Here is a 21,386-nt window from a genome sequence, read left to right on the forward strand (position 1 = left end):
GCGATAAATTGCCGCCAGCCACGGAAAAATTCGGCAAATGACGTTTTTTGCGTGTTATCTGCCGCTTTGCCACCTTGCCCTGCGCGCTTGCGTCTACGATGCTTGGATAACAACGACAACACCTGAGTAACCGCCATGAAGACCGTCGCCCAACTGCTCAAGCTCAAAGATCAGAAAAATCAGGAAGTGCACCAGATCAAACCTGATCACATGGTGCTCGAAGCGCTGATGAAGATGGCCGAGAAAAACGTCGGCGCCTTGCTGGTGGTCGAAGACGATAAAGTGGTCGGCATCATCAGCGAACGCGACTACGCGCGCAAACTGGTGCTGCATGGCCGCTCATCCGTAGGCACGCCGGTGCGCGACATCATGGTGGCGAACGTGATCACCGTCGACACCCATCAAACCGTCGACACCTGCCTGGGCATCATGTCGGACAAACGCCTGCGCCACTTGCCGGTGGTAGAGAACGGCAAGTTGATCGGTTTGCTGTCGATCGGTGACCTGGTCAAGGAAGCGATTGCCGAACAGGCTGAGCTGATCAAACAGCTGGAGCAGTACATTCGCGGGGAATAACCCCTCAAGTTCCCCCCACCCCCCTGTGGGAGCGAGCCTGCTCCGGGCGGCGTTCCGACGAAAGCGGTCTGTCAGTAAAAAATGCTGCGACTGACAAGACGCTTTCGTCGGAACGCCGCCCGGAGCAGGCTCGCTCCCACATTTGGTTTTGCGGTGGGATCAGGCAGGCCAATGCCGGGCGAAGACCGGCGCCAGCACAGGATGCCGGTCAATCCGCTGCAACCACGCATAAAACCCCGGCCGCGTCTGGCGCAAATGCTCACGGCTGCCGGCCCAGCGCGTCACCACCGCCGCCAGCACATCCAGCGCCCCCGGCGTTTCGTCATCCAGGTACAACTCGGCGGAAAACTGGTCGGCAAACACCTCCCAACTCCAGTGCAAACGCTCACGCGCGCCGGCCACCAGATTCTGCCGCGAGGCTTCGTCGGGCATCAGCAGCCAGCGCTCCGGATAATCGATGACGCCGATCGCCGCATAGCAGTTGCTGACGATGTAGACCAGACCGCGAATCGCCTGATCACGATCATTCGCCTTGGCTGGCAGCAGGCCGGACCTGGGAAACGTCAGGCCCAGATGAATCAGGATTGCCGCGCTCTCGGTGATAGCGCTGCCGTCGGGCAGTTGCAAGGTCGGTATCTGCTTGAGTGGATTGAGCTGGGCCAGCGCCTCGGCGGCTTCGGTGCTGGCTTCGATATCAATGAAGCGGTAAGCGATCTGGCACAGTTCCAGCGCCGCTTCGATGGCAGCTGCGCCCGAATTTCTGTGCCCATAGAGCTGGTACATATCCAATCCCCCCGAAAAGGCCATTGCCACAGGGTAGATGGCTGTAGCGCGGGTGTAGAAATAATCTGTCTGTGTATCGGTTTTGGCACGGTTTTCCCATGCACTCGCGACTTGCGAATTCAAACCTCGCACAACAGCGCTGGCGGTGCCCATCCCGCACCAAGAGCAATCATCGAACGCTATCCGCGTTCTTGTAAGGTGCGATACCGAACCAAAAGTTCGCGTATCCGAGCTGGCAACAAGGAGTTCACCGCGTGAATCTTCAAACGCTCTGCCGCATCACAGCCTCTTTGCATTTATCCGTTCGCCGCCGAGTTCATCCGAACAGTCCCGGCTGCCCTCACACTTACTTTATTACCTGACACCTCAACAGCGCACTGCGTTCGGCAATGAGTTATTGGCCGACGGCAGCGTGCTATTTAATTTTTAAATAAGACTCGGACAATTACTGCACAAACGCAGTGTGCATTGAACGACAGCAGGATTGTCGAACAATAACTTTCAGCATCATTACAAGTGCACCAAAACTGCTCCACGGCTTTGCACTATTCAATACTTCAAACAGTGATTCCATTTAAACAACAACAAGGAACATGCCCCGTGAGCCGCTAAAACATTGACCCGCACCAAATCGGTCCGCCGCGCACCAGCAAGTGCCTAGGCCGCAAGTCACGACGCCGCTCTATCCCGCCATTCAGCGGGACACCGCGTACAGCCTGACTCGCCTCTGAAAAAGCTCCGCCAACAGGAGTAACGGGAGTCTGTGCGCCGGATAAAAACCACGGCACTGGCGAAACTTATATAAATGCGACATGGGTAACACTCATGAAATAACCGCTCTACATTTCGGCAACATCTGGCACAGCCGTTGCAAAACAGAATTCGAGTAATCAATTGTAGGAGCTGCCGAAGGCTCGGGCCTTCGGCAGCTCCTACATAGAACAAACACCAGGGAATGGCTGATGAACAGACGAAATCGATAGCGCCAAGCCAGTAAGTTTGCACAAGCCTTATTCACCGGATAGTTCAACTATCGGCTTCTGCACACCTTGTAAAAAGTTACACCCACCCACTCGAACATCAGCCAAATGTTCGGACGGCACCTTATTGCCCTTCATCCACCCGAGGGAGCTTTAATGAACGATGCGGTAAAGCACAGAACCCTGCCGGGGTCGTTGCGGGAAGCTCCGGTTCCGCCACCACCGGACAGGCCGGCGTTTAAAGCCAATACCTCGCAACCTGGCGGGCTGAATAAACAGCAGATGGTGTTGCTGGTGGCTGTGTCGGCGCTGATACATGGCGGCGCCTGGTGGTTTCTCCAGCAATCCAAAACACAGCCATTGCCAACGCCGCCGCAGATTCCGGAAATGACCGTCGAGCTGACCAGCCCGACGCCACCGGCACCGCCCACACCGGAACCGCCACCACCGCCTCCTCCGCCACCGCCGCCGGAACCTGAACAACCGGTGGAAGACGAAGACGCGGTCAAGCCACCGCCGAAACCGGTGGAGAAGCCCAAGCCGATCGAAAAACCGAAACCGGTCGAGAAGCCGAAACCGGTGAAAAAGGTCGAGCCGCCGAAAGCGCCACCGGCCCCGGCACAACCGGCTGCATCCGCTGCCCCGGCCACCCCGAGCGCACCGCCGGCCCCTGCCGCCGCGCCGGGTCCGGTCAAGGAGTCGGCAGCGATTTCCGGTCTCGCCAGCCTCGGCAACCCGCCACCGGAATACCCGTCGCTGGCCCTGCGACGCAACTGGGAAGGCAGCGTGGTGCTGCGCATTCAGGTGCTGGCCAACGGTCGCGCAGGATCCGTGACGGTGACCAAATCCAGCGGCAAGCCGCAACTGGATGACGCCGCCGTCGCCGCCGTGAAGAACTGGAAATTTATTCCGGCCAAACGCGGGGACACGCCGATCGACGGCTTCGCCACCCAGACCATCGATTTCAAATTGCCGCAATAACCGAACGCTCAATCAACGCACAACCGAATAACGCAAGCGAGGTGTCACCATGAACGATTTGTCTTCGATGATTGTCCCCGGCGTGCTCTGGGGTCTGGTGCTGTTTTCCGTGGTCAGCTGGGCGATCCTGCTGGTCAAGTCGGCGCAGTACCTGCGCCAGAAAGCGCAGAACAAACAGTTCAGCAAAGCCTTCTGGGGCGCGCCGGATCTGCTCACCGCCGCCGAACACGCCAGCCAGTATCCGGGTTCGCTGGCGCGCATCGCCAGCAGCGGTTTCGAGGCGCTGCTGGTGGAAGATTCGCCGCGCACCACGCAACAACTGGCGCACACCATCAACCGTTCGGATCGCCTGGAACGCAACCTGCGCCAGCAGATCCAGAAGGAACGCCGCTCGCTGGAAAACGGCCAGGCGATCCTCGCCAGTATCGGCAGCACCGCGCCTTTCATTGGTTTGTTCGGCACCGTGTGGGGAATCATGGAAGCGCTGAAAAGCATCGGCGAAACCGGCTCGGCCAGCCTTGAAGCGGTCGCCGGTCCCATCGGTCACGCGTTGATCGCCACCGGCGTCGGCATCGCCGTCGCCGTGCCGGCGGTGCTGATTTACAACTTCTTCCTGCGTCGATTGAAACTCGCTTCGGCAGACATGGATGACTTCGCCCACGACTTCGACGCCCTCGCCTCGCGCAGTGCGTTTTCCATCAGCCGTCAGGCCATCGCCAGCAAGACCACTGCCGCCGTGCGGGAGGCCAGCTGATGTCTTTTTCTACGCAAGACAGCGATGAAGTACTCAGCGAAATGAACGTCACGCCGCTGGTCGACGTGATGCTCGTGCTGCTGGTGGTGTTCATCGTCACCGCGCCGCTGATGACCAATGCGATCAAAGTGAATCTGCCGAAAACCGATGCCGTCGCCCCCGCCGAAAAGAAAGACCCGGTGGTGGTCAGCGTCGATCAGGGCGGCAAGTTCTATCTGGCCAAGACCGAGCTGGCCCCGGAATCGCTGGAGGCCAGCCTCAAGGAGGTCAAGGCCAAGGACGCCGAGGTGCGCGTGCAGTTGCAGGCCGACTCCGCCGTCAATTACGGCCAGGTGGCCAAGGCCATGGCGTCGATCGAACGCTCGGGCATTACCAAAATATCGGTGATGACCACCCACTGAGTGCGGTGCCGGGCGCGCAGTGAAAAACGCGCCCGGCACCGCCCGCTGAATCCTGTCGCAATCAGCCGACCGAAAAAACGCCACGCGTCTTCGGAGGGGATCGGCTTGCTTGAAGAAAGTGGTTTTCCGCACGCGGTATCACCGAAAGCGGAGCAATGAGGGGCTCACAAGGCCAATTCGATAACGTCTAAAAAGTCGGAAATAACCATGCTGATGAACACTCCACGCTTCACGCTCAAACCCTTGGTGGCAACGATTTCTCGCCACCGTTTTGTTCCGTTGTATCTGGTGGCCATGGGGATGGGCGCCGGGACTGTGCAGGCTGCCGAGGACGACAACGCTAACGTCCCGGCAGCTGCGGCGGTGGTTGCGCCGACCACGCAACTGCAACGAGTGGAAGTGACGGGTTCGGCGATTCGCCGGGTCGATGCGGAAACGGCGGTGCCGATCACCATTCTCAAGGCCGATGAGCTGCGCAAACAGGGCGTGACCACCACCGCCGAACTGGTCCAGCGCATCACCGGCAGCCAGTCGATCAACAACAGCGCAGGCTCCGTGGGCGCAGCCACTGGCGGCGCCTCGTTCGCCGACATGCGCGGCATCGGCGCGAACAAGACGCTGGTGCTGCTCAACGGTCGACGCCTGGCCAACAACGCCTTGTCGGGGACCAACTCGGCCGGCGGCGCGGTGGATCTGAACATGATCCCGTTTGCCGCCATCGAGCGCGTCGAAGTGCTGCGTGACGGCGCCTCGGCCCTGTACGGCACCGATGCCATCGGCGGTGTGATCAACTTCATCACCAAGAAATCCCTGACCGACGGCCAATTGACTCTCGGCGGCGAAACCCCAACCCACAGCGGCGGCGGCCAGACCAAAGACATGAGCGCCAGTTGGGGCTACGGCGATCTGGAGGAGGACCGCTTCAACGTCCTCGGCGTGTTCAACTACAACAAGCAGCAGAACCTCGACGCCAACGACCGCTCGTTCGCCACCGACTACGCCCCCGGTCGCGGCCTCGATCAGACCTCCGGCACCGCGTTCCCCGGCAACTACAGTCAGAACGGCAACGCGACCAATCCGTTGGCCAACAGCAATTGCAACGGCCCCAACCTGATCGCCCGCGACGGCTTGTGCCGCTTCAGCACCCGTGAATACATCGATCTGGTGCCGCAAACCGAAAAGACCTCGTTCTTCGGCAAAACCACCGGCAAGCTCGGCGACGATCACAACGTCAACCTCGAATACTTCTGGTCGCGCAACAACAACGCAACGGCGATCGGCCCGGCGCCACTGACCGGCCTGAGCCTCGATTCTTCGTCGCCCTACTATCCCGGCAACGGCATCACCCCGGCGCCAACCGATTTCGCCCTCGACCCGACCCAACCGGTCGACGTCAACTGGCGTGAAACCGCGGCCGGCCCGCGTGAATCGAAAGACCAGAACACCAGCCAGCGCTTTTTGCTCAGCTTCGATGGTCTGGTCGGCGGCTGGGATTACAACGTCGGCGCCTCGTACAACCAGAACAAAATCGTCTCCAGCGTCACCAATGGTTTTGTCAGCGATCAGGCGATGATCAATGGTCTGGCCAGCGGTCTGCTCAACCCGTTCGGCCCGCAGTCGGCGGCCGGTCAGCAGTACATCGACGACGCGGCGTACCACGGCGCCTACTCCACCGCTGTTGGCCGTGTCGCCGGTTTCGATGGTCGTATCAGTCGTGAAATCGGCGACTGGTTCGGCGCAGGTCCGTCCGGCCTGGCCCTGGGTGGCGAGTACCGCAAAGAGAAATTCCATCAGGACTTCGAGTCGTTCGCCGGCGACATCCAGAGCCTCGGTATCGACCCCGCCGGCAGCGTTGAGGGCGACCGCAGCGTGAAAGCCGCCTACGCAGAAATCAACGTGCCGGTGCTCGACAGCCTCGAACTGTCCGCCGCCGTGCGTCACGACAAATACAGCGACTTCGGCAGCACCACCAACCCGAAATACTCGTTCCGTTATCAGCCATTGAAAGAGCTGGTGGTGCGTGGCGCCTACAGCGAAGGTTTCCGTGCGCCGTCGCTGTACGAGCTGTATTCGCCGCGCAGCATCACCTTCACCCAGGGCTTCTACAACGACCCGGTGCTGTGTACCGGCGGTGTGGTGCAACCGGGAGGCAACGGCGGTCGCGATTGCGGTCAGCAGTTCCTCAACCAGATTGGCGGCAACGAAGATCTGGCCCCGGAGAAGGCGCGCAACGTGACCCTCGGCTTCGTGTATCAGCCGATCAACAACCTGTCGGTGGGTCTGGATTTCTGGTGGATTCACATCTCCAACCAGATCCAGCCGTTCCCGGAATCCACCGTGTTTGATCAGGCCGGTTCCTACCCGGACCGCTTCGTGCGCAACGCCGATGGCACGCTCAACTACATCGTCACCGGCAACGCCAACCTTGGCATCGTCGAAACCAACGGTGTCGATGTGTCGCTGGATTATCGCTTCCCGAACACGCCGTACGGTCAGTTCGGTCTGGGGCTGCAAGGCACCTATGTTGACGAGTACGACTTCCAGAGCACCATCAAAGGCCCGTTCACCGACAAGGTCGGCGACTTTCAGGGTGACGGCGTGATCGCCCGCTGGAAGCACAACCTCACCGGCAGCTGGACCTTCGGCGCGGCGCGGGCGGCACTGACCAACCGCTTCACCACGGGTTACAACGACTACGACCGCGATACCCACGCGCGCGTGGCGTCGTATTCGGTGTGGGACCTTTCGGCCGGTTACACCTTCAACAAGGTGCTGGATGTCGATGCCGGGATGAAGAACGTGTTCGACCGCAACCCGCCGTTCTCCAACCAGGCCTACAACTTCCAGAGCGGCTATGACCCGCGCTACACCGATCCGCTGGGGCGTACCTTGTTTGCGCGCATGACTTACCACTTCTAAAGAACGAGCACCGCAAAACCCTGTGGGAGCTGGCTTGCCAGCGATGGCGTTGTATCAGTCGACATTTACTTCACTGACATACCGCTATCTCTGGCAAGCCAGCTCCCACATGGGGACCGGGTTTCTTCAGGGATTTTCAGGAGTGATCTCATGAGCTTTTTGCGCAACATGGCGGGCCTGCTTTTGGGCAGCGCGCTGCTGTGCACCGGCGCCTCGGCGCTGGCCGCTGGCAGTTATGCGCTGACGGTGTACGGCGAGGCGCCGAAGTATCCGGCGAACTTCCAGCACTTTGATTTCGTCGATCCCAAGGCGCCCAAGGGCGGTGCGCTCAGTCGCGCGTCGATGGAAATCGGCCAGTACAACTACATCAGCCCGTATGCCGATCAGGGCATTTCCGTGGTGCAGGTCAACGACTGGGTGTATTCGCCGTTAGCGTTCCGTTCGCTCGACGAGCCCTACACCGTTTACGCACTGGTGGCGCAACAGATCGAGCGCGATCCCGAAGGTATGTGGGTGCGTTTCACCCTCAATCCAAAAGCACGCTTCGCCGACGGCACGCCAATCACCGCTGAAGACGTGCGCTACACCTTCAACCTGCTGATGACCAAGGGCAGCCTGAGTTATCGCCAGCAATACGCCGACGTGCAGGACGTGCTGATCGAAGGCCCGCGACAGGTACGTTTCACCTTCAAGAACAACCTCAACCGCACCCTCGCACTGGATCTGGCGACGATGCGCATTGTCCCCGAACACTGGTGGCAAACCCGTGACTTCGCCAATGGCGGCGGTTTCGAGCCGCCGCTGGGCAGCGGCCCGTACCGGGTGAGCAAGGTCGACGCCGGGCGCAGCATCAGTTTTCAACGCGATCCGGACTGGTGGGGCAAGGACCTGCCGGTCAGTCGCGGTATGTACAACTTCGACACCCTCACGGTGAATTTCTACGGCGACACCGACGTCGCCCGGCAACTGCTGCAGGCCGGTGCGTTCGACTACAACCGCGAGTTCTCCTCATCCGGATACGTGGTCGGCTATGACAGCCCGGCATTGCGCGACGGTCGCTTGCAGCAGGCGATCCTCGCCCCGGAGAAACCCACCGCCGCTCAGGGCTTCGTGTTCAACCTGCAGAACCCGATCTTCCAGGATCGTCGCGTGCGTCAGGCGATCAGCCTGCTATGGGATTTCGAGTGGACCAACAAGCAGATGATGCGCGGCTTCTACGTGCGCCAGAACAGCTTCTGGCCGAAGAGTGAAATGGCCGCTACCGCGTTACCTGATGCCGAGGAATTGAAAATCCTCGAACCGCTGCGCGGGCAGATCCCCGACGAGGTGTTCACCACGGTGTATCAGGCGCCGAAAACCGATGGCAGCGGCTACATCCGCGACAAGCAACTGCAAGCGCTGAAGCTGCTCGCCGAGGCCGGCTGGACGCCGCAACACAATCACTTGGTCAACGCGGCCGGCGAGCCGCTGGAGTTCACTTTCCTCGACGGTCAGGGCGGCTTCGATCGCATGCTGTTGCCATTCAAACGCACCCTTGCGCAGATCGGCATCACGTTGAATCTGCGGCGCATCGATTCGGCGCAATACGTCAACCGCCTCAACGCTCGCGACTACGACATGATCGTCACCAGTTTCCCGCGCAGCGGCGATCCGATCGTCTCTCCCGGCCGCGAGTTGTACAGCCTGTACGCCTCGCAAAGTGCCACGCAAGTCGGCAGCTCGAACTCGATGGTGCTGGCCAATCCGGCGGTCGATCAACTGATCGACGGGCTGGTCCAGGCCAACACCCGCGAAGCCATGGTGCATTACGCCCGCGCCCTCGACCGGGTGCTGCAATGGGGTTACTACATGATTCCCAACTACTACTCCAAAGGCACGCCGACGGTGTATCAGAACCGCTTCGGCATGCCGCCCGTGCAACCGGCGTACGACGAAGGCCTCAACACCTGGTGGGAGGTCTCGGCCAAGGCGCTGACCACGCAACAGATGCACAGCCAACTCGCGGGGGGTCAGTGACATGCTGCGTTATCTGAGTCGACGTTTGCTGCTGATCATCCCCACGCTGCTGTGCATTCTGGTGGTGAATTTTCTGATTGTGCAGGCCGCGCCGGGTGGCCCGGTGGAGCAAGCCATCGCCCGTTTGCAAGGCTTCGGCGGGCACAGCATGGGTGGCGGTGGCGAGGTTGCTGCAGTTGGTGGCGCCGGGCGCAGCAGCCGTGGCCTCGACCCAGCGCTGATCGAAGAAATCAAACACCATTACGGCTTCGATAAACCGATGCACGAACGCCTGTGGCTGATGTTGAAAAACTACGCACAGCTGGATCTGGGCAGCAGCTTTTTTCGCGGCGCCAAGGTCACCGATCTGATTGTGCAAAAGCTGCCGGTGTCGCTGTCGCTGGGCTTGTGGGCGACGCTGATCACCTACCTGATTTCCATTCCGCTGGGCATTCGTAAAGCGATCAAGAACGGCAGCGCGTTTGATGTCTGGAGCAGCACGGCGATCATCATCGGCTATGCGATGCCGGCGTTCCTGTTCGCGATTCTGTTGATCGTGGTGTTCGCCGGTGGCAGCTACGTCAACTGGTTTCCGGTGCAAGGGCTGGTCTCGGATAATTTCGACAGCCTCAGCACGCTGGGCAAGATCGGCGATTACCTCTGGCACCTGGTGTTGCCGGTGACGGCGTTGGTGATCGGCGGTTTCGCCACGCTGACGATTCTGACCAAGAACAGCTTCCTTAACGAGATCAGCCGCCAATACGTCATCACCGCGCGGGCCAAGGGTCTGACCGAGAGGCGCGTGCTCTACGGCCATGTGTTTCGCAACGCCATGTTGTTGGTGGTGGCCGGTGTGCCGTCGGCGCTGATCGAGGTGTTTTTCGCCGGCTCCCTGCTGATCGAAACCATCTTCAACCTCGACGGCCTCGGGCGCATGAGCTACGAGGCAGCAGTGTCGCGGGATTACCCGGTGGTGTTCGGTGCGCTGTTTCTGTTCACCCTGTTCGGCCTGTTGATCAAGCTGATCGGCGACCTCTGCTACACCCTGCTCGACCCGCGCATCGACTTCTCGGCGAGGACTGCCTGATGTTCACTCTCTCCCCTCTCGGCCAGCGCCGCGTTGCGCAGTTCAAGGCTAATCGACGTGGACGCTGGTCGCTGTGGCTGTTTATCGGACTGTGCCTGATTTGTCTGGGCGGTGAGTTGATCGCCAACGACAAGCCGCTGGTGATCCGCTACCACGACGCTTTCTACTTTCCGATCCTCAGCGATTACCTGGAAACCGATTTCGGCGGCGAACTGCCGTTTCAGCCGGATTACGCCAGCGGTTACGTGCACAAACTGATCGAGGATCAGGGCGGCTGGATGCTGTTTCCGCCGATCCCTTTCAGTTATGACACGGTCAATTACGACCTCAGCGAACCGGCGCCGAGTCCGCCGTCATCGAGTAACTGGCTGGGCACCGATGATCAGGCGCGCGATGTGTTGGCGCGGGTAATTTTCGGCACGCGGATTTCGATACTGTTTGCGCTGATTCTCACTGGCATCAGTGCGCTGATTGGCATCATTGCCGGGGCGTTGCAGGGTTATTACGGCGGTTGGGTCGACTTGCTCGGGCAGCGCGTGCTGGAGATCTGGTCGGGGTTGCCGGTGCTGTACCTGCTGATCATTTTGTCCGGGTTTGTCTCGCCGAGTTTCTGGTGGTTGCTGGGGATCATGGCGCTGTTTTCCTGGCTGGCGCTGGTTGATGTGGTGCGTGCCGAGTTTCTGCGTGGACGCAATCTGGAATACGTCAAAGCCGCACGCGCGCTCGGCCTGACCGACAACGAACTGATGTGCCGGCACATCCTGCCCAACGCGATGACCTCCACCCTCACCTACCTGCCGTTTATTCTCACCGGCGCCATCGCCACCCTGACCGCACTGGATTTTCTCGGCTTCGGCATGCCGGCGGGTACTGCATCGCTGGGCGAATTGATCGGTCAGGCCAAGCGCAATCTGCAAGCGCCGTGGTTGGGGTTGACGGCGTTTTTTGCGTTGGCACTGATTCTGTCCTTGTTGGTTTTTATTGGTGAGGCTTGCCGTGATGCGTTTGATCCCCGGAGCTGACATGAACGACAACCTGATTGAAATTCGCGATCTGCGCGTCGCATTCGCCGGGCAGGAAGTGGTGCACGGATTGAACATGGATATTCGCCGTGGCGAATGCCTGGCACTGGTCGGTGAATCCGGCTCGGGCAAGTCAGTGACGGCGCATTCGATTCTGCGTTTGTTGCCGGGCAAGAACGTCAGCAGCAGCGGCGCGATCCGCTACAACGGCGTGGATTTATTGCACGCCAGCGAGCAGCAGATGCGTGGTTTGCGTGGCAACCGTATTGCGATGATTTTCCAGGAGCCGATGACCTCGCTGAACCCGCTGCACACGGTGGAAAAGCAGGTCAGCGAAGTGCTGGAGATTCACAAGGGTTTGAAGGGCCGTGCTGCTCGCGAACGGACTTTGGAGTTGCTGGAACTGGTCGGCATTCGCCAACCTTTGCAGCGTTTGAAAGCCTATCCGCATCAGCTCTCCGGCGGTCAGCGGCAACGGGTGATGATCGCCATGGCGCTGGCTAATGAACCTGAGTTGTTGATCGCCGATGAGCCGACCACGGCGCTGGATGTCACGGTGCAGCAGAAGATTCTCGAACTGCTGATCGAGTTGCAGCAACGCCTTGGCATGTCGCTGTTGCTGATCAGCCATGACCTCAATCTGGTCCGGCGCATTGCGCAACGGGTGTGCGTGATGCGTCACGGCGAGATCGTTGAGCAGGCGGATTGCGAGGTGTTGTTTCGGGCGCCGCAGCATCCATACAGTCGCTTGTTGATCGAGGCTGAACCGAGCGGCGCGCCGGTGCCGAGTGAGTACGATCACAACCTGCTCGAAGTCGATGATTTGAAAGTCTGGTTTCCACTGCCCAAGGCCTTGTTCAGCCGCCAGCAGGATTACATCAAAGCGGTGGACGGCGTGAGTTTCACCCTGCAACGCGGCAAGACCTTGGGGATTGTTGGCGAGTCGGGTTCGGGCAAATCAACGCTGGGTCAGGCGATCCTGCGGCTGGTCGAATCCGAGGGCAATATCCGCTTCGGCAACAAGCAACTGAGCCTGCTCAATCAGCGCTTGATGCGACCGTTGCGGCGGCAGATTCAAGTGGTGTTCCAGGATCCGTTCGGCAGCCTCAGCCCGCGGATGTCGGTGCAGCAGATCATTGCGGAGGGGTTGCTGACCCATGGCATCGGCACTGAAGCCGAGCGGGAAGCGGCGGTGATTCGGGTGCTGGAGGAAGTTGGCCTCGACCCGCAGAGCCGTCATCGTTATCCCCACGAATTTTCCGGTGGCCAGCGCCAGCGCATTTCCATCGCCCGCGCACTGGTGCTGGAACCGGCGCTGATTCTGCTTGATGAACCGACCTCGGCGCTGGATCGTACGGTGCAGAAACAGGTGGTGGAGTTGTTGCGGCAACTACAAATAAAACATGGGCTGACCTATTTGTTTATCAGCCATGATCTGGCGGTGGTACACGCATTGGCGCATGACTTGATGGTGATCAAGGATGGCAGGGTTGTGGAGCAGGGTTCGTCGCGGGAGATTTTTGCCGCGCCCAAACACCCTTATACCCAGGAACTCCTGAAAGCCTCCGGCCTAAAGTCCGCTGAAAAACCCTGTGGGAGCTGGCTTGCCAGCGATGGCGCCGAGTCAGTCGACATACCCTTCTCTGACCCACCGCTATCGCTGGCAAGCCAGCTCCCACAGGTATAGAGGTGTTCCAAAAAATATTTTTCAGGCACTGCATCCAAACGTCTCCGCCACGGGTAGTCCCTGTAACAGCCTTCTTCGGCTGTCAGCGACCTACCCTTTCGGAGATAACACTGATGAACATCACCCAGCTGATTGGCCTCACCGGTTTGCTCGCCCTGTCCTCGACGACCTTCGCCCAAAGCAGTTACCCCGACGCGATCAAAGTACCGGACGGCCACAAGATCGCGATGGAAACCACCGGCGTCGGTGAAATCACCTACGAATGCCGTGACAAAGCCAATACTCCAGGGCAGACCGAGTGGACCTTCGTCGGCCCGAAAGCGGTGCTCAATGATCGCAGTGGCAAACAGGTCGGCACTTACTTCGGCCCGCCCGCCACCTGGCAAGCCAAGGACGGTTCGAAAGTCACCGGCACGCAATTGGCCGTGGCGCCGTCGACTCCGGGCAACCTGCCCTATCAACTGGTCAAGGCCAATCCCGCCGAAGGCAAAGGCGCGATGAGCGGCGTGAGTTACATCCAGCGTGTTGCGCTCAAGGGCGGCGTAGCACCGGGCAGCGAATGCACAGCGGCGAACAAGGGCAAGCAGGAAGTGGTGAAGTACCAGGCTGATTACATTTTCTGGGCGGCGAACTGATCTCTCAGACTCAACATAAATCCCTGTGGGAGCTGGCTTGCCAGCGATGGCGTCGCGTCAGTCAACATTTATGTCACTGATACACCGCCATCGCGGGCAAGCCCGCTCCCACAGGGTTCTGCGTTGTAATGCGGAAAATGAGCTAGATTGCACGACATGCCTTTAGCCGAATCCACATTCGATTACGAAGCCCGTCTCGCTGCCTGTGCCCGTGGCGAGCGCTCGGCCCTGCGCGATTTGTATGTGCAGGAAGGCCCGCGTCTGCTCGGCGTGGCCAAGCGACTGGTGCGCGATACGGCGCTGGCGGAGGACGTTGTTCATGAGGCCTTCATCAAGATCTGGAACGGCGCAGCGGGGTTTGACCCGGCGCGCGGTTCGGCGCGTGGCTGGATGTTCAGCGTGACCCGGCATCTGGCGCTGAATCTGCTGCGAGATCACGGTCGTGAAACGTCGCTCAGGGTTGAGCACGAAACAGTTGGGGACGATGACAGCTTCGACGCCCACGCGCATTCGGCGCGCATTCATCGTTGCCTCGAACAACTCGAGCCGCAACGCCGCCACTGCATCCTGCATGCCTATGTCGACGGCTACAGCCACGCGCAAATAGCCGCGCGCCTCGACACGCCGCTCGGCACCGTCAAAGCGTGGATCAAGCGCAGCCTCAATGCCTTGCGGGAGTGCATGGGATGACCACTGAATCGGCGCAGGAACGTGATGAACTGGCCGGCGAATATGTGCTCGGCACGCTTTCTTTTGAACAGCGGATCGAGGTGCAACGACGCTTGCCCAACGACCCCGAACTGCGTGCAGCGGTGGATGCCTGGGAGCGGCGTCTGCTGGAGTTGACGGATCTAGCGCCTGCGCAACAACCTTCGGCGCTGTTGTGGCCACGGATCGAACGCAGCCTTGAACGACTCGCGCCAAAAGCGTCATCGACGTCATGGTGGAATCTGTTGCCACTCTGGCGCGGGTTGAGTGCTATCGGATTGGCCGCCACGTTGATTTTGGGTTCGATCCTGTTGATCCAGACCACGCCGAAACCAAGCTTTCTGGTGGTGCTGGTCGCGCCACAGGACAAGGCGCCGGGCTGGGTAATTCAGGCGAGCAATTCGCACGAGATTCAGCTGATTCCGCTCGGTGTGGTTGAGGTGCCAGCGGACAAGGCGCTGGAATTCTGGACCAAGGCTGACGGCTGGCAGGGGCCGGTTTCGCTGGGGCTGGTCAAACCCGGGCAGGCGTTGTCGGTGCCACTGGACAAGCTGCCGCCGCTGCAACCTAACCAGTTGTTCGAACTGACGCTGGAAGGCGCCAATGGCTCGCCGATCGGCAAACCGACCGGGCCGATTCAGGCGATCGGGCGCGCGGTGAAGGTACTGTAAGGCTCTGCTCTGCGGCTCCTGGCAAACATCATCGACATCGATGTTTACAATCACGGCAATGAAGTTCTCATAAAAAATCCCGGGCGTAACATCTGCTCCATACCAACCAACAACACCCCGGAGCACACCATCATGAAACGCCAAACCCTTCTCGGTATCGCTTTCTCGGTCTTCGCTATCAACGCTTTCGCCGCTACCCCGGCTCATACCATGATCGCTGAAGGCGGCTCGGACAAACTGATCGAAAGCCGTGTGGCTGAAGGTGGTTCGGATCGTCTGATCGAACGCCGCGTTGCTGAAGGTGGTTCGGATCGTCTGATCGAACGCCGCGTTGCTGAAGGTGGTTCGGATCGTCTGCTTGAACGCCGCGTCGCTGAAGGTGGTTCGGATCGTCTGCTTGAACGCCGCGTCGCTGAAGGTGGTTCCGATCGTCTGCTTGAACGCCGCGTCGCTGAAGGTGGTTCGGATCGTCTGATCGAACGTCGCGTTGCTGAAGGCGGTTCGGATCGTCTGATCGAACGCCGCGTTGCTGAAGGTGGTTCCGATCGTCTGCTTGAACGCCGCGTTGCCTGATGAATGGCGGCAAGCGCAACACCCCAGAGAAACCCGGCTCCCTCAGCCGGGTTTTTTATGTCTGGAGGTTTTATCCGGCCTTGGCCATGCAGCGCTTGTAACGCTCATCTACGCGTTTGGCGAACCACGCGGTCGTGAGTTTTCGGGTGATCTTCGGGCTCTGCAGGACGATCCCCGGCAACACCGCACGCGGCAGTTTTTTCCCCTCCGCTTGCTCCGCCAGTTCGAATACCCGCTGATAGAGTCTGGTCTCTTCGAATTCCAGGGTTTTGCCCTTCTCCAGTTGATCGCGAATGGTCGGGTTGCGCATGCCCAGCGACTTGCCAAGGGTGCGCACCGCCAGTTCCGTGCCACCGGGCATGATCGAGTCGTAGCGGATCAGGTCGCCATCCAGCGCCAGCGGAATGCCGGACGCACGACTCACAGCATTCTGAAACGCAGCATTGCGACTGGCGTACCAACCAGCATTGAAGTCGGCAAAACGGTACAACGGCTCGCGATAACTCACCGGATAACCGAGCAAATGCGCGATGCCGAAATACATGCCACCACGGCGGCTGAACACTTCGCGGCGGATCGTGCCGTCCACCGGGTACGGATAATCCTTGGCGTGCTGCTCGGCAAACTCGATGCTCACCTGCATCGGCCCGCCGGTGTGCACTGGGTTGAAGCCACCGAACAACGTGCGGCCCATCGGCACCCGGCCGATGAAGTCGTCGAAAATGGCGCTGAGTTCTTTCTCACTGCGCGCCGCACTCAGGCGTTCGCTATAGGTCTTGCCGTTGGTTGAGCGCACTTGCAGAGCGCCGCTGACCAACAGGCTGGGGATGTGTACTTTAGCGGCACGTCGATCGATTTCGTCGCGGGCGATTTTGCCCAGGCCGGGTACCGTGGGGTCGGCCTGGAAGGTGGATTCCTGTTCGGCAACGGCCAGCACCGAGCAAAGATTCTGCGTGGTCGGGCTGATGTTCTGCGCGGCAAACGCGGCGTAGATATCGATGGCCCAGCCTTGGCGATCGGCGGTTTTGGCCGGCATCAGCCGCACGATCTCGGCCTTCACTTCGGCAGGCGCACGCGGCACCGGTTCCTGACTGCGCTGCCCCGCGCAACCGGCGAGCACCAGCAGTGCGGCGAGCGTGATCAGTAATCGAAAGTTATGCATGAAACTTCATCCAGTCCGTTAAGCCCGAACCACGATACACAATCCGTGTAGGAGCTGCCGAAGGCTCGGGCCGCGATCGGACGATCTTTTGACTTTGATTTTAAAAACAAGATCAAAAGATCGTCCGATCGCGGCCCGAGCCTGCGGCAGCTCCTACAGGTGATGTGTGTTTTGAGAGGTGATGACAAACTGATTGCAAAACGTTACTGAGAAAAACTATCATTTGCACCTGGAGTCGCATTTGCGCAAGGAGTTCCCGCGCAGCCCTTATTTTTCTCACCGGCCGTGCGCCTCCAGGTACATACATGCCCGCTCCAGCTCGACTCGCCGTCCCGTTTCGCCCGACGCTTCTCGCCCTGCTGTGCTCCCTGACTGTCACCGCTCACGCCGCTGAAGGCGATACCAAAGCGCTGGTGCTGGACGACGTCAACGTCAACGCCCAAGCCCCGGCGCCCAACGCCTTGCCCCCGGTTTACGCGGGTGGCCAGGTCGCCCGTGGTGGTCAACTCGGCGTGCTCGGCAATCAGGACATGATGGACGTGCCGTTCAGCGCCGCGTCCTACACCGAACAGCTGATCCAGGATCAACAGGCCGAAAACGTCGCCGACGTGCTGCTCAACGATTCTTCGGTGCGTCAGGCATCCGGTTTCTCCAACCAGGCGCAGGTCTTCATGATTCGCGGCCTGCCGCTGAACGGCGACGATATTTCCTATAACGGCCTGTACGGTGTGCTGCCACGGCAGATCATTTCCACCGACGCCTTGGAGCGCGTGGAAGTGTTCAAAGGCCCGAACGCCTTTATCAACGGCGTGACTCCGACCGGTTCCGGCATCGGTGGTGGCGTCAACCTGCAACCGAAACGCGCTGGCGACGTGCCGCTGCGTCGTTACACCACCGACATCAACAGCGAAGGCCGTATCGGTCATCACTTCGACATCGGCCAGCGCTTCGGTGAAGACAACCGCTTTGGCGCCCGGATCAACCTGTCCCAGCGTGAAGGCGACACCGGTATCGATCACGAGAACCAGCGCTCGAAACTGTTCGCCATCGGCCTCGACTATCGCGGCGACGCCCTGCGCCTCTCCGGCGACTTCGCCTACCAGAAAGAGCGCGTCAACGGTGGCCGCAGCTCGGTCAACCTCGGCACCGCCACACACATTCCGGATGCGCCATCGGCCGACACCAACTACGCGCCGAAGTGGGGTTACACCGACATCGAAGACACCTTCGGCATGCTCCGCGCCGAATACGACCTGAACGACAACTGGACCGCCTACGCGGCCGGCGGCGCCAAGCACACCCGCGAAGTCGGGCGCTACAACTCGACCACTTTGGTTGGCAACAGCGGCGCGTCGTTTACCACGGGTTCGTTCGTCCCCCACGATGAAGACAACACCAGCGTCATGGCTGGCCTCAACGGCAAATTCAATACCGGCGCGATCAGTCACAAGGTCAACTTCGGCCTGACCGGTATCTGGGCCGAGCAGCGCAGCGCCTATGATTTCGATCTGACCCAATACGCCAACAACATCTATCACCCAGTGCAAACACCGTCGCCGGTGGGCAATTTTGCCGGCGGCGACTTGAATGATCCGGGCATCGTCGGCAAGACTTTCAACCGCAGCATTGCGATTTCCGACACCCTCGGTTTCTTCGATGATCGCCTGCTGGTCACCGCCGGCCTGCGTCGCCAGCAACTGGTCGTCCAAGGCTACAACTACGCCAGCTGGGGCAGCGGCGATCGCAAGTCGAGCTACGACGAATCGATCACCACGCCGGTGTATGGCGTGGTGTTCAAGCCGTGGGAACACGTGTCGTTCTACGCCAACCACATCGAAGGCCTGGCTCAGGGCCCAACCTCGCCGACCAGCACCGGCGGCTTCCGCGTGACCAACGGCAACGAAGTCTACGCACCGGCACGTTCCAAGCAGACCGAAGTCGGGGTGAAAGTCGACATGGGCACTTACGGCGCCAGCCTCGGTGTCTATCGCATCGAACAGCCAAGCGACGGTTACTGCGAAATCGACAGCGCCACCACCTGCACCTACGTGCGTGAGGGCGAGCAGGTCAACAAAGGCGTGGAAATGAACGTGTTCGGCGAACCGATCCAGGGCCTGCGCCTGATCAGCGGTCTGACCCTGATGGACACCGAACTGAAGAACACCCTCAACGGCGCCAACGACGGCAACCGTGCGATCGGCGTGCCTACCTTCCAGTTCAACGCTGGTGCGGATTGGGACGTGCCGGGCCTGCAAGGTGTCGCGCTGAATGCGCGGATGCTGCGTACCGGCGGTCAATACGCGGATGCGGCGAACAACCTGAGCCTGCCGACCTGGAACCGCTTCGATGCGGGTGCACGTTATGCGTTCAAAGTGTCGGAGAAAGACGTAACCGTGCGTCTGGGTGTGGAGAATCTGGCGAACAAGAAGTATTGGGAATCGGCTCAGGGTGGGTATCTGACCCAGGGTGAACCGCGGGTTGCCAAGTTGTCCGGGACTATTGATTTCTAACGCTGAAAAGCCCCTCACCCTAACCCTCTCCCGGAGGGAGAGGGGACTGACCGAGGTGTTCTTTCGAGTTAAGCCGACGTGTGCCACCGAGTTGAGCTCAGGTTTTGAAAGGCACCTAAATCGGCTCCCTTTTCCCCTCGCCTTTTAAAGGAGGGGGGACTGACCGTAGTGTTCTTTCGAGTTACGCCGACCTGAAATATCGAGTCGAACTCAGGTTTTGAAAAGCACCCAATCGGCTCCCTCTCCCTCGGGAGAGGGCTGGGGTGAGGGGCCACTATTTGCGTCACACACCAGCACCCCCGCCGAACACCCTCAAAACATCCCCGTCTGGCCGATCAACTGGCCACCCTCTCCTGCTGATCCATACTTGCTGCACAGCAAACGGAGGACAGGCCCATGAACCGCAGCGACGTCCTGATCATCGGCGCCGGCCCGACCGGGCTGGTGCTGGCCCTGTGGCTGAGCAAACTCGGCGTGCGCGTGCGCATCATCGATAAAACCTCCGCGCAGGGCACCACTTCGCGAGCGCTGGCGGTGCAGGCGCGCACCCTTGAGCTGTACCGACAACTGGACCTCGCCGACACCATCGTGCGCAACGGCCATCGGGTGGCGGCAGCGAATTTCTGGGTCAACGGCAAACCGGTCGCGCAGTTGCCGCTGAACCGCATCGGCGAAGGCCTGACGCCTTATGCGTTCGTCGAAATCTTCCCGCAGGATGAACATGAACGGCTGCTGATTGAGCGCCTCGAAGACTACGGCGTGACGGTCGAGCGCGACACCACGCTGGAAAGCTTCGAAGAAACCGGCTACGGCCTCACCGCGCATTTACGCCTGCCCGATGGCGAACAGGAAATCTGCCAGGCCTGTTATCTGGCCGGCTGTGACGGCGCCCGCTCAGTGGTACGCAAAACCCTCGACACCGGTTTCCCCGGTGGCACCTATCAGCAGATTTTCTACGTGGCCGACGTCAAGGCCAGCGGCCCGGCGATGAACGGCGAGTTGCACCTGGATCTGGATGAAGCGGACTTCCTCGCCGTGTTTCCACTGGCCGGCGAAGGCCGCGCACGGTTGATCGGCACTGTGCGTGACGAACGTGCGGATCGCGCCGAAACCCTGGAATTTTCCGATGTCAGCAGCCGCGCCATCGAACACCTGAAAGTGCATATCGAAGACGTGCACTGGTTCTCGACCTACCGTGTGCATCACCGCGTGGCCGAGCATTTTCGTGGAGGCCGCGCGTTTCTGCTCGGCGATGCGGCGCATGTGCACAGCCCGGCGGGCGGTCAAGGCATGAACACCGGCATCGGCGACGCGATCAATCTGGCATGGAAACTTGCCGCCGTGCTCAGCGGCGCTGCCGAACCGGGCCTGCTCGACAGCTACGAAACCGAACGCATTGCCTTCGCCCGTCGACTGGTGTCGACCACCGACAAAGTCTTCAGTTTCGTCACCGCCGAAGGGCGTATGGCAGACCTGCTGCGCATGCGCGTGGCACCGTTTCTGATCCCGAAAATGGCTTCGTTCGAAGCCAGTCGCGAGTTCCTTTTTCGCACCGTTTCGCAGGTCACCCTCAACTACCGCGGCATGCCGCTGAGCCAGGGCGCAGCCGGCCACGTGCACGGCGGCGACCGTTTGCCGTGGGCACATGATGGTGAGGGGGATAATTACGAACCGCTCAGACAGCCCTGCTGGCAGGTGCATGTGTACGGCGACACCAGCGACGAAATGATTGCCTGGTGCAATGAACACCATTTACCGCTGCATGTGTTCGACTGGCGTCCGGCGTTTGAAACGGCGGGATTGGGGCGCAACGGTTTTTATCTGCTGCGCCCGGATACTTATGTGGCGATTGCCGAGAACAGTGCGGATCCGAAGGTGATTGAGCGGTATTTCCGCGATCACGGGATCCGCCCGTTCTTCGCCTGCCCCTGACCCAAAAACA

At 60.2% G+C, this 21,386-nt stretch carries 17 protein-coding genes; 15 read left to right on the forward strand and 2 right to left on the reverse strand.

The genetic code is table 11. The features are described from left to right. Nucleotides 1–135 precede the first annotated feature (135 nt). The gene (locus tag RMV17_RS19270; RefSeq protein WP_008084932.1) at nucleotides 136–576 is read left to right on the forward strand and encodes a CBS domain-containing protein; all 441 of its coding nucleotides are present in this window, start codon (nucleotides 136–138) and stop codon (nucleotides 574–576) included. 159 nt (nucleotides 577–735) lie between these two features. Here the strand turns inward: RMV17_RS19270 and RMV17_RS19275 are convergent, their stop codons facing one another. Then, complete coding sequence (locus RMV17_RS19275) at nucleotides 736–1,359, reverse strand: glutathione S-transferase N-terminal domain-containing protein (RefSeq protein WP_311881728.1); 624 nt, start codon at nucleotides 1,357–1,359, stop codon at nucleotides 736–738. Nucleotides 1,360–2,495: 1,136 nt separating this feature from the next. Here RMV17_RS19275 and RMV17_RS19280 point away from each other — a divergent pair. From RMV17_RS19280 to RMV17_RS19335, 12 genes are all read left to right on the forward strand, one after another. Beyond that, a complete protein-coding gene (locus RMV17_RS19280; RefSeq protein WP_311881730.1) occupies nucleotides 2,496–3,320 on the forward strand; it encodes an energy transducer TonB in 825 nt (274 codons plus the stop codon). A gap of 67 nt (nucleotides 3,321–3,387) precedes the next feature. Further along, nucleotides 3,388–4,074: a MotA/TolQ/ExbB proton channel family protein gene (locus tag RMV17_RS19285; protein ID WP_371748312.1), complete on the forward strand. Its 687-nt coding sequence runs from the start codon at nucleotides 3,388–3,390 to the stop codon at nucleotides 4,072–4,074. Further along, nucleotides 4,074–4,475: a biopolymer transporter ExbD gene (locus tag RMV17_RS19290; RefSeq protein ID WP_311881733.1), complete on the forward strand. Its 402-nt coding sequence runs from the start codon at nucleotides 4,074–4,076 to the stop codon at nucleotides 4,473–4,475. Before RMV17_RS19285 ends, RMV17_RS19290 begins: the two co-directional genes overlap by 1 nt. Nucleotides 4,476–4,682: 207 nt before the next feature. Then, on the forward strand, nucleotides 4,683–7,394 hold the full coding sequence (locus RMV17_RS19295; RefSeq protein ID WP_311881735.1) for a TonB-dependent receptor: 2,712 nt from the start codon (nucleotides 4,683–4,685) through the stop codon (nucleotides 7,392–7,394). 150 nt (nucleotides 7,395–7,544) lie between these two features. Continuing rightward, nucleotides 7,545–9,410: an extracellular solute-binding protein gene (locus RMV17_RS19300; RefSeq protein WP_311881737.1), complete on the forward strand. Its 1,866-nt coding sequence runs from the start codon at nucleotides 7,545–7,547 to the stop codon at nucleotides 9,408–9,410. A gap of 1 nt (nucleotide 9,411) precedes the next feature. Continuing rightward, nucleotides 9,412–10,476, forward strand: a complete 1,065-nt coding sequence (locus tag RMV17_RS19305) for a microcin C ABC transporter permease YejB (RefSeq protein WP_150795791.1) — start codon at nucleotides 9,412–9,414, stop codon at nucleotides 10,474–10,476. Continuing rightward, complete coding sequence (locus tag RMV17_RS19310; protein ID WP_034154627.1) at nucleotides 10,476–11,498, forward strand: ABC transporter permease; 1,023 nt, start codon at nucleotides 10,476–10,478, stop codon at nucleotides 11,496–11,498. Before RMV17_RS19305 ends, RMV17_RS19310 begins: the two co-directional genes overlap by 1 nt. Before the next feature lies 1 nt (nucleotide 11,499). Then, nucleotides 11,500–13,185, forward strand: a complete 1,686-nt coding sequence (locus RMV17_RS19315) for an ABC transporter ATP-binding protein (RefSeq protein WP_311881742.1) — start codon at nucleotides 11,500–11,502, stop codon at nucleotides 13,183–13,185. 113 nt (nucleotides 13,186–13,298) lie between these two features. Beyond that, the gene (locus RMV17_RS19320; protein ID WP_034154625.1) at nucleotides 13,299–13,820 is read left to right on the forward strand and encodes a DUF3455 domain-containing protein; all 522 of its coding nucleotides are present in this window, start codon (nucleotides 13,299–13,301) and stop codon (nucleotides 13,818–13,820) included. Between the two features lie 156 nt (nucleotides 13,821–13,976). After that, nucleotides 13,977–14,510: a sigma-70 family RNA polymerase sigma factor gene (locus RMV17_RS19325; RefSeq protein WP_311881745.1), complete on the forward strand. Its 534-nt coding sequence runs from the start codon at nucleotides 13,977–13,979 to the stop codon at nucleotides 14,508–14,510. Next, on the forward strand, nucleotides 14,507–15,199 hold the full coding sequence (locus tag RMV17_RS19330) for an anti-sigma factor domain-containing protein (RefSeq protein ID WP_311881747.1): 693 nt from the start codon (nucleotides 14,507–14,509) through the stop codon (nucleotides 15,197–15,199). Before RMV17_RS19325 ends, RMV17_RS19330 begins: the two co-directional genes overlap by 4 nt. Before the next feature lie 132 nt (nucleotides 15,200–15,331). Continuing rightward, nucleotides 15,332–15,772, forward strand: coding sequence for a phage infection protein (locus RMV17_RS19335; RefSeq protein WP_311902265.1), 441 nt, complete (start codon nucleotides 15,332–15,334; stop codon nucleotides 15,770–15,772). Between the two features lie 70 nt (nucleotides 15,773–15,842). Here the strand turns inward: RMV17_RS19335 and RMV17_RS19340 are convergent, their stop codons facing one another. Beyond that, nucleotides 15,843–16,934 (reverse strand): DUF1615 domain-containing protein, encoded by a 1,092-nt coding sequence (locus tag RMV17_RS19340; RefSeq protein ID WP_108227257.1) that lies wholly within the window; start codon nucleotides 16,932–16,934, stop codon nucleotides 15,843–15,845. 305 nt (nucleotides 16,935–17,239) lie between these two features. Here RMV17_RS19340 and RMV17_RS19345 point away from each other — a divergent pair, with 305 nt between their 5' ends. Then, nucleotides 17,240–19,444, forward strand: a complete 2,205-nt coding sequence (locus RMV17_RS19345) for a TonB-dependent siderophore receptor (protein ID WP_311881752.1) — start codon at nucleotides 17,240–17,242, stop codon at nucleotides 19,442–19,444. 396 nt (nucleotides 19,445–19,840) lie between these two features. Then, nucleotides 19,841–21,376: an FAD-dependent oxidoreductase gene (locus RMV17_RS19350; protein WP_311881755.1), complete on the forward strand. Its 1,536-nt coding sequence runs from the start codon at nucleotides 19,841–19,843 to the stop codon at nucleotides 21,374–21,376. Nucleotides 21,377–21,386 lie beyond the last annotated feature (10 nt).

Source organism: Pseudomonas sp. VD-NE ins (assembly GCF_031882575.1).
GTDB classification, from domain to species: Bacteria; Pseudomonadota; Gammaproteobacteria; order Pseudomonadales; family Pseudomonadaceae; genus Aquipseudomonas; species Aquipseudomonas fluorescens_BZ.

Coding starts and splice junctions, on each gene's coding strand:
- RMV17_RS19315 (WP_311881742.1), top strand. CDS start 11,500: ATGAACGACAACCTGATTGAAATTCGCGATCTGCGCGTCGCATTCGCC.
- RMV17_RS19280 (WP_311881730.1), top strand. CDS start 2,496: ATGAACGATGCGGTAAAGCACAGAACCCTGCCGGGGTCGTTGCGGGAA.
- RMV17_RS19290 (WP_311881733.1), top strand. CDS start 4,074: ATGTCTTTTTCTACGCAAGACAGCGATGAAGTACTCAGCGAAATGAAC.
- RMV17_RS19325 (WP_311881745.1), top strand. CDS start 13,977: ATGCCTTTAGCCGAATCCACATTCGATTACGAAGCCCGTCTCGCTGCC.
- RMV17_RS19330 (WP_311881747.1), top strand. CDS start 14,507: ATGACCACTGAATCGGCGCAGGAACGTGATGAACTGGCCGGCGAATAT.
- RMV17_RS19295 (WP_311881735.1), top strand. CDS start 4,683: ATGCTGATGAACACTCCACGCTTCACGCTCAAACCCTTGGTGGCAACG.
- RMV17_RS19270 (WP_008084932.1), top strand. CDS start 136: ATGAAGACCGTCGCCCAACTGCTCAAGCTCAAAGATCAGAAAAATCAG.
- RMV17_RS19310 (WP_034154627.1), top strand. CDS start 10,476: ATGTTCACTCTCTCCCCTCTCGGCCAGCGCCGCGTTGCGCAGTTCAAG.
- RMV17_RS19335 (WP_311902265.1), top strand. CDS start 15,332: ATGAAACGCCAAACCCTTCTCGGTATCGCTTTCTCGGTCTTCGCTATC.
- RMV17_RS19275 (WP_311881728.1), bottom strand. CDS start 1,359: ATGTACCAGCTCTATGGGCACAGAAATTCGGGCGCAGCTGCCATCGAA.
- RMV17_RS19340 (WP_108227257.1), bottom strand. CDS start 16,934: ATGCATAACTTTCGATTACTGATCACGCTCGCCGCACTGCTGGTGCTC.
- RMV17_RS19305 (WP_150795791.1), top strand. CDS start 9,412: ATGCTGCGTTATCTGAGTCGACGTTTGCTGCTGATCATCCCCACGCTG.
- RMV17_RS19300 (WP_311881737.1), top strand. CDS start 7,545: ATGAGCTTTTTGCGCAACATGGCGGGCCTGCTTTTGGGCAGCGCGCTG.
- RMV17_RS19285 (WP_371748312.1), top strand. CDS start 3,388: ATGATTGTCCCCGGCGTGCTCTGGGGTCTGGTGCTGTTTTCCGTGGTC.
- RMV17_RS19345 (WP_311881752.1), top strand. CDS start 17,240: ATGCCCGCTCCAGCTCGACTCGCCGTCCCGTTTCGCCCGACGCTTCTC.
- RMV17_RS19320 (WP_034154625.1), top strand. CDS start 13,299: ATGAACATCACCCAGCTGATTGGCCTCACCGGTTTGCTCGCCCTGTCC.
- RMV17_RS19350 (WP_311881755.1), top strand. CDS start 19,841: ATGAACCGCAGCGACGTCCTGATCATCGGCGCCGGCCCGACCGGGCTG.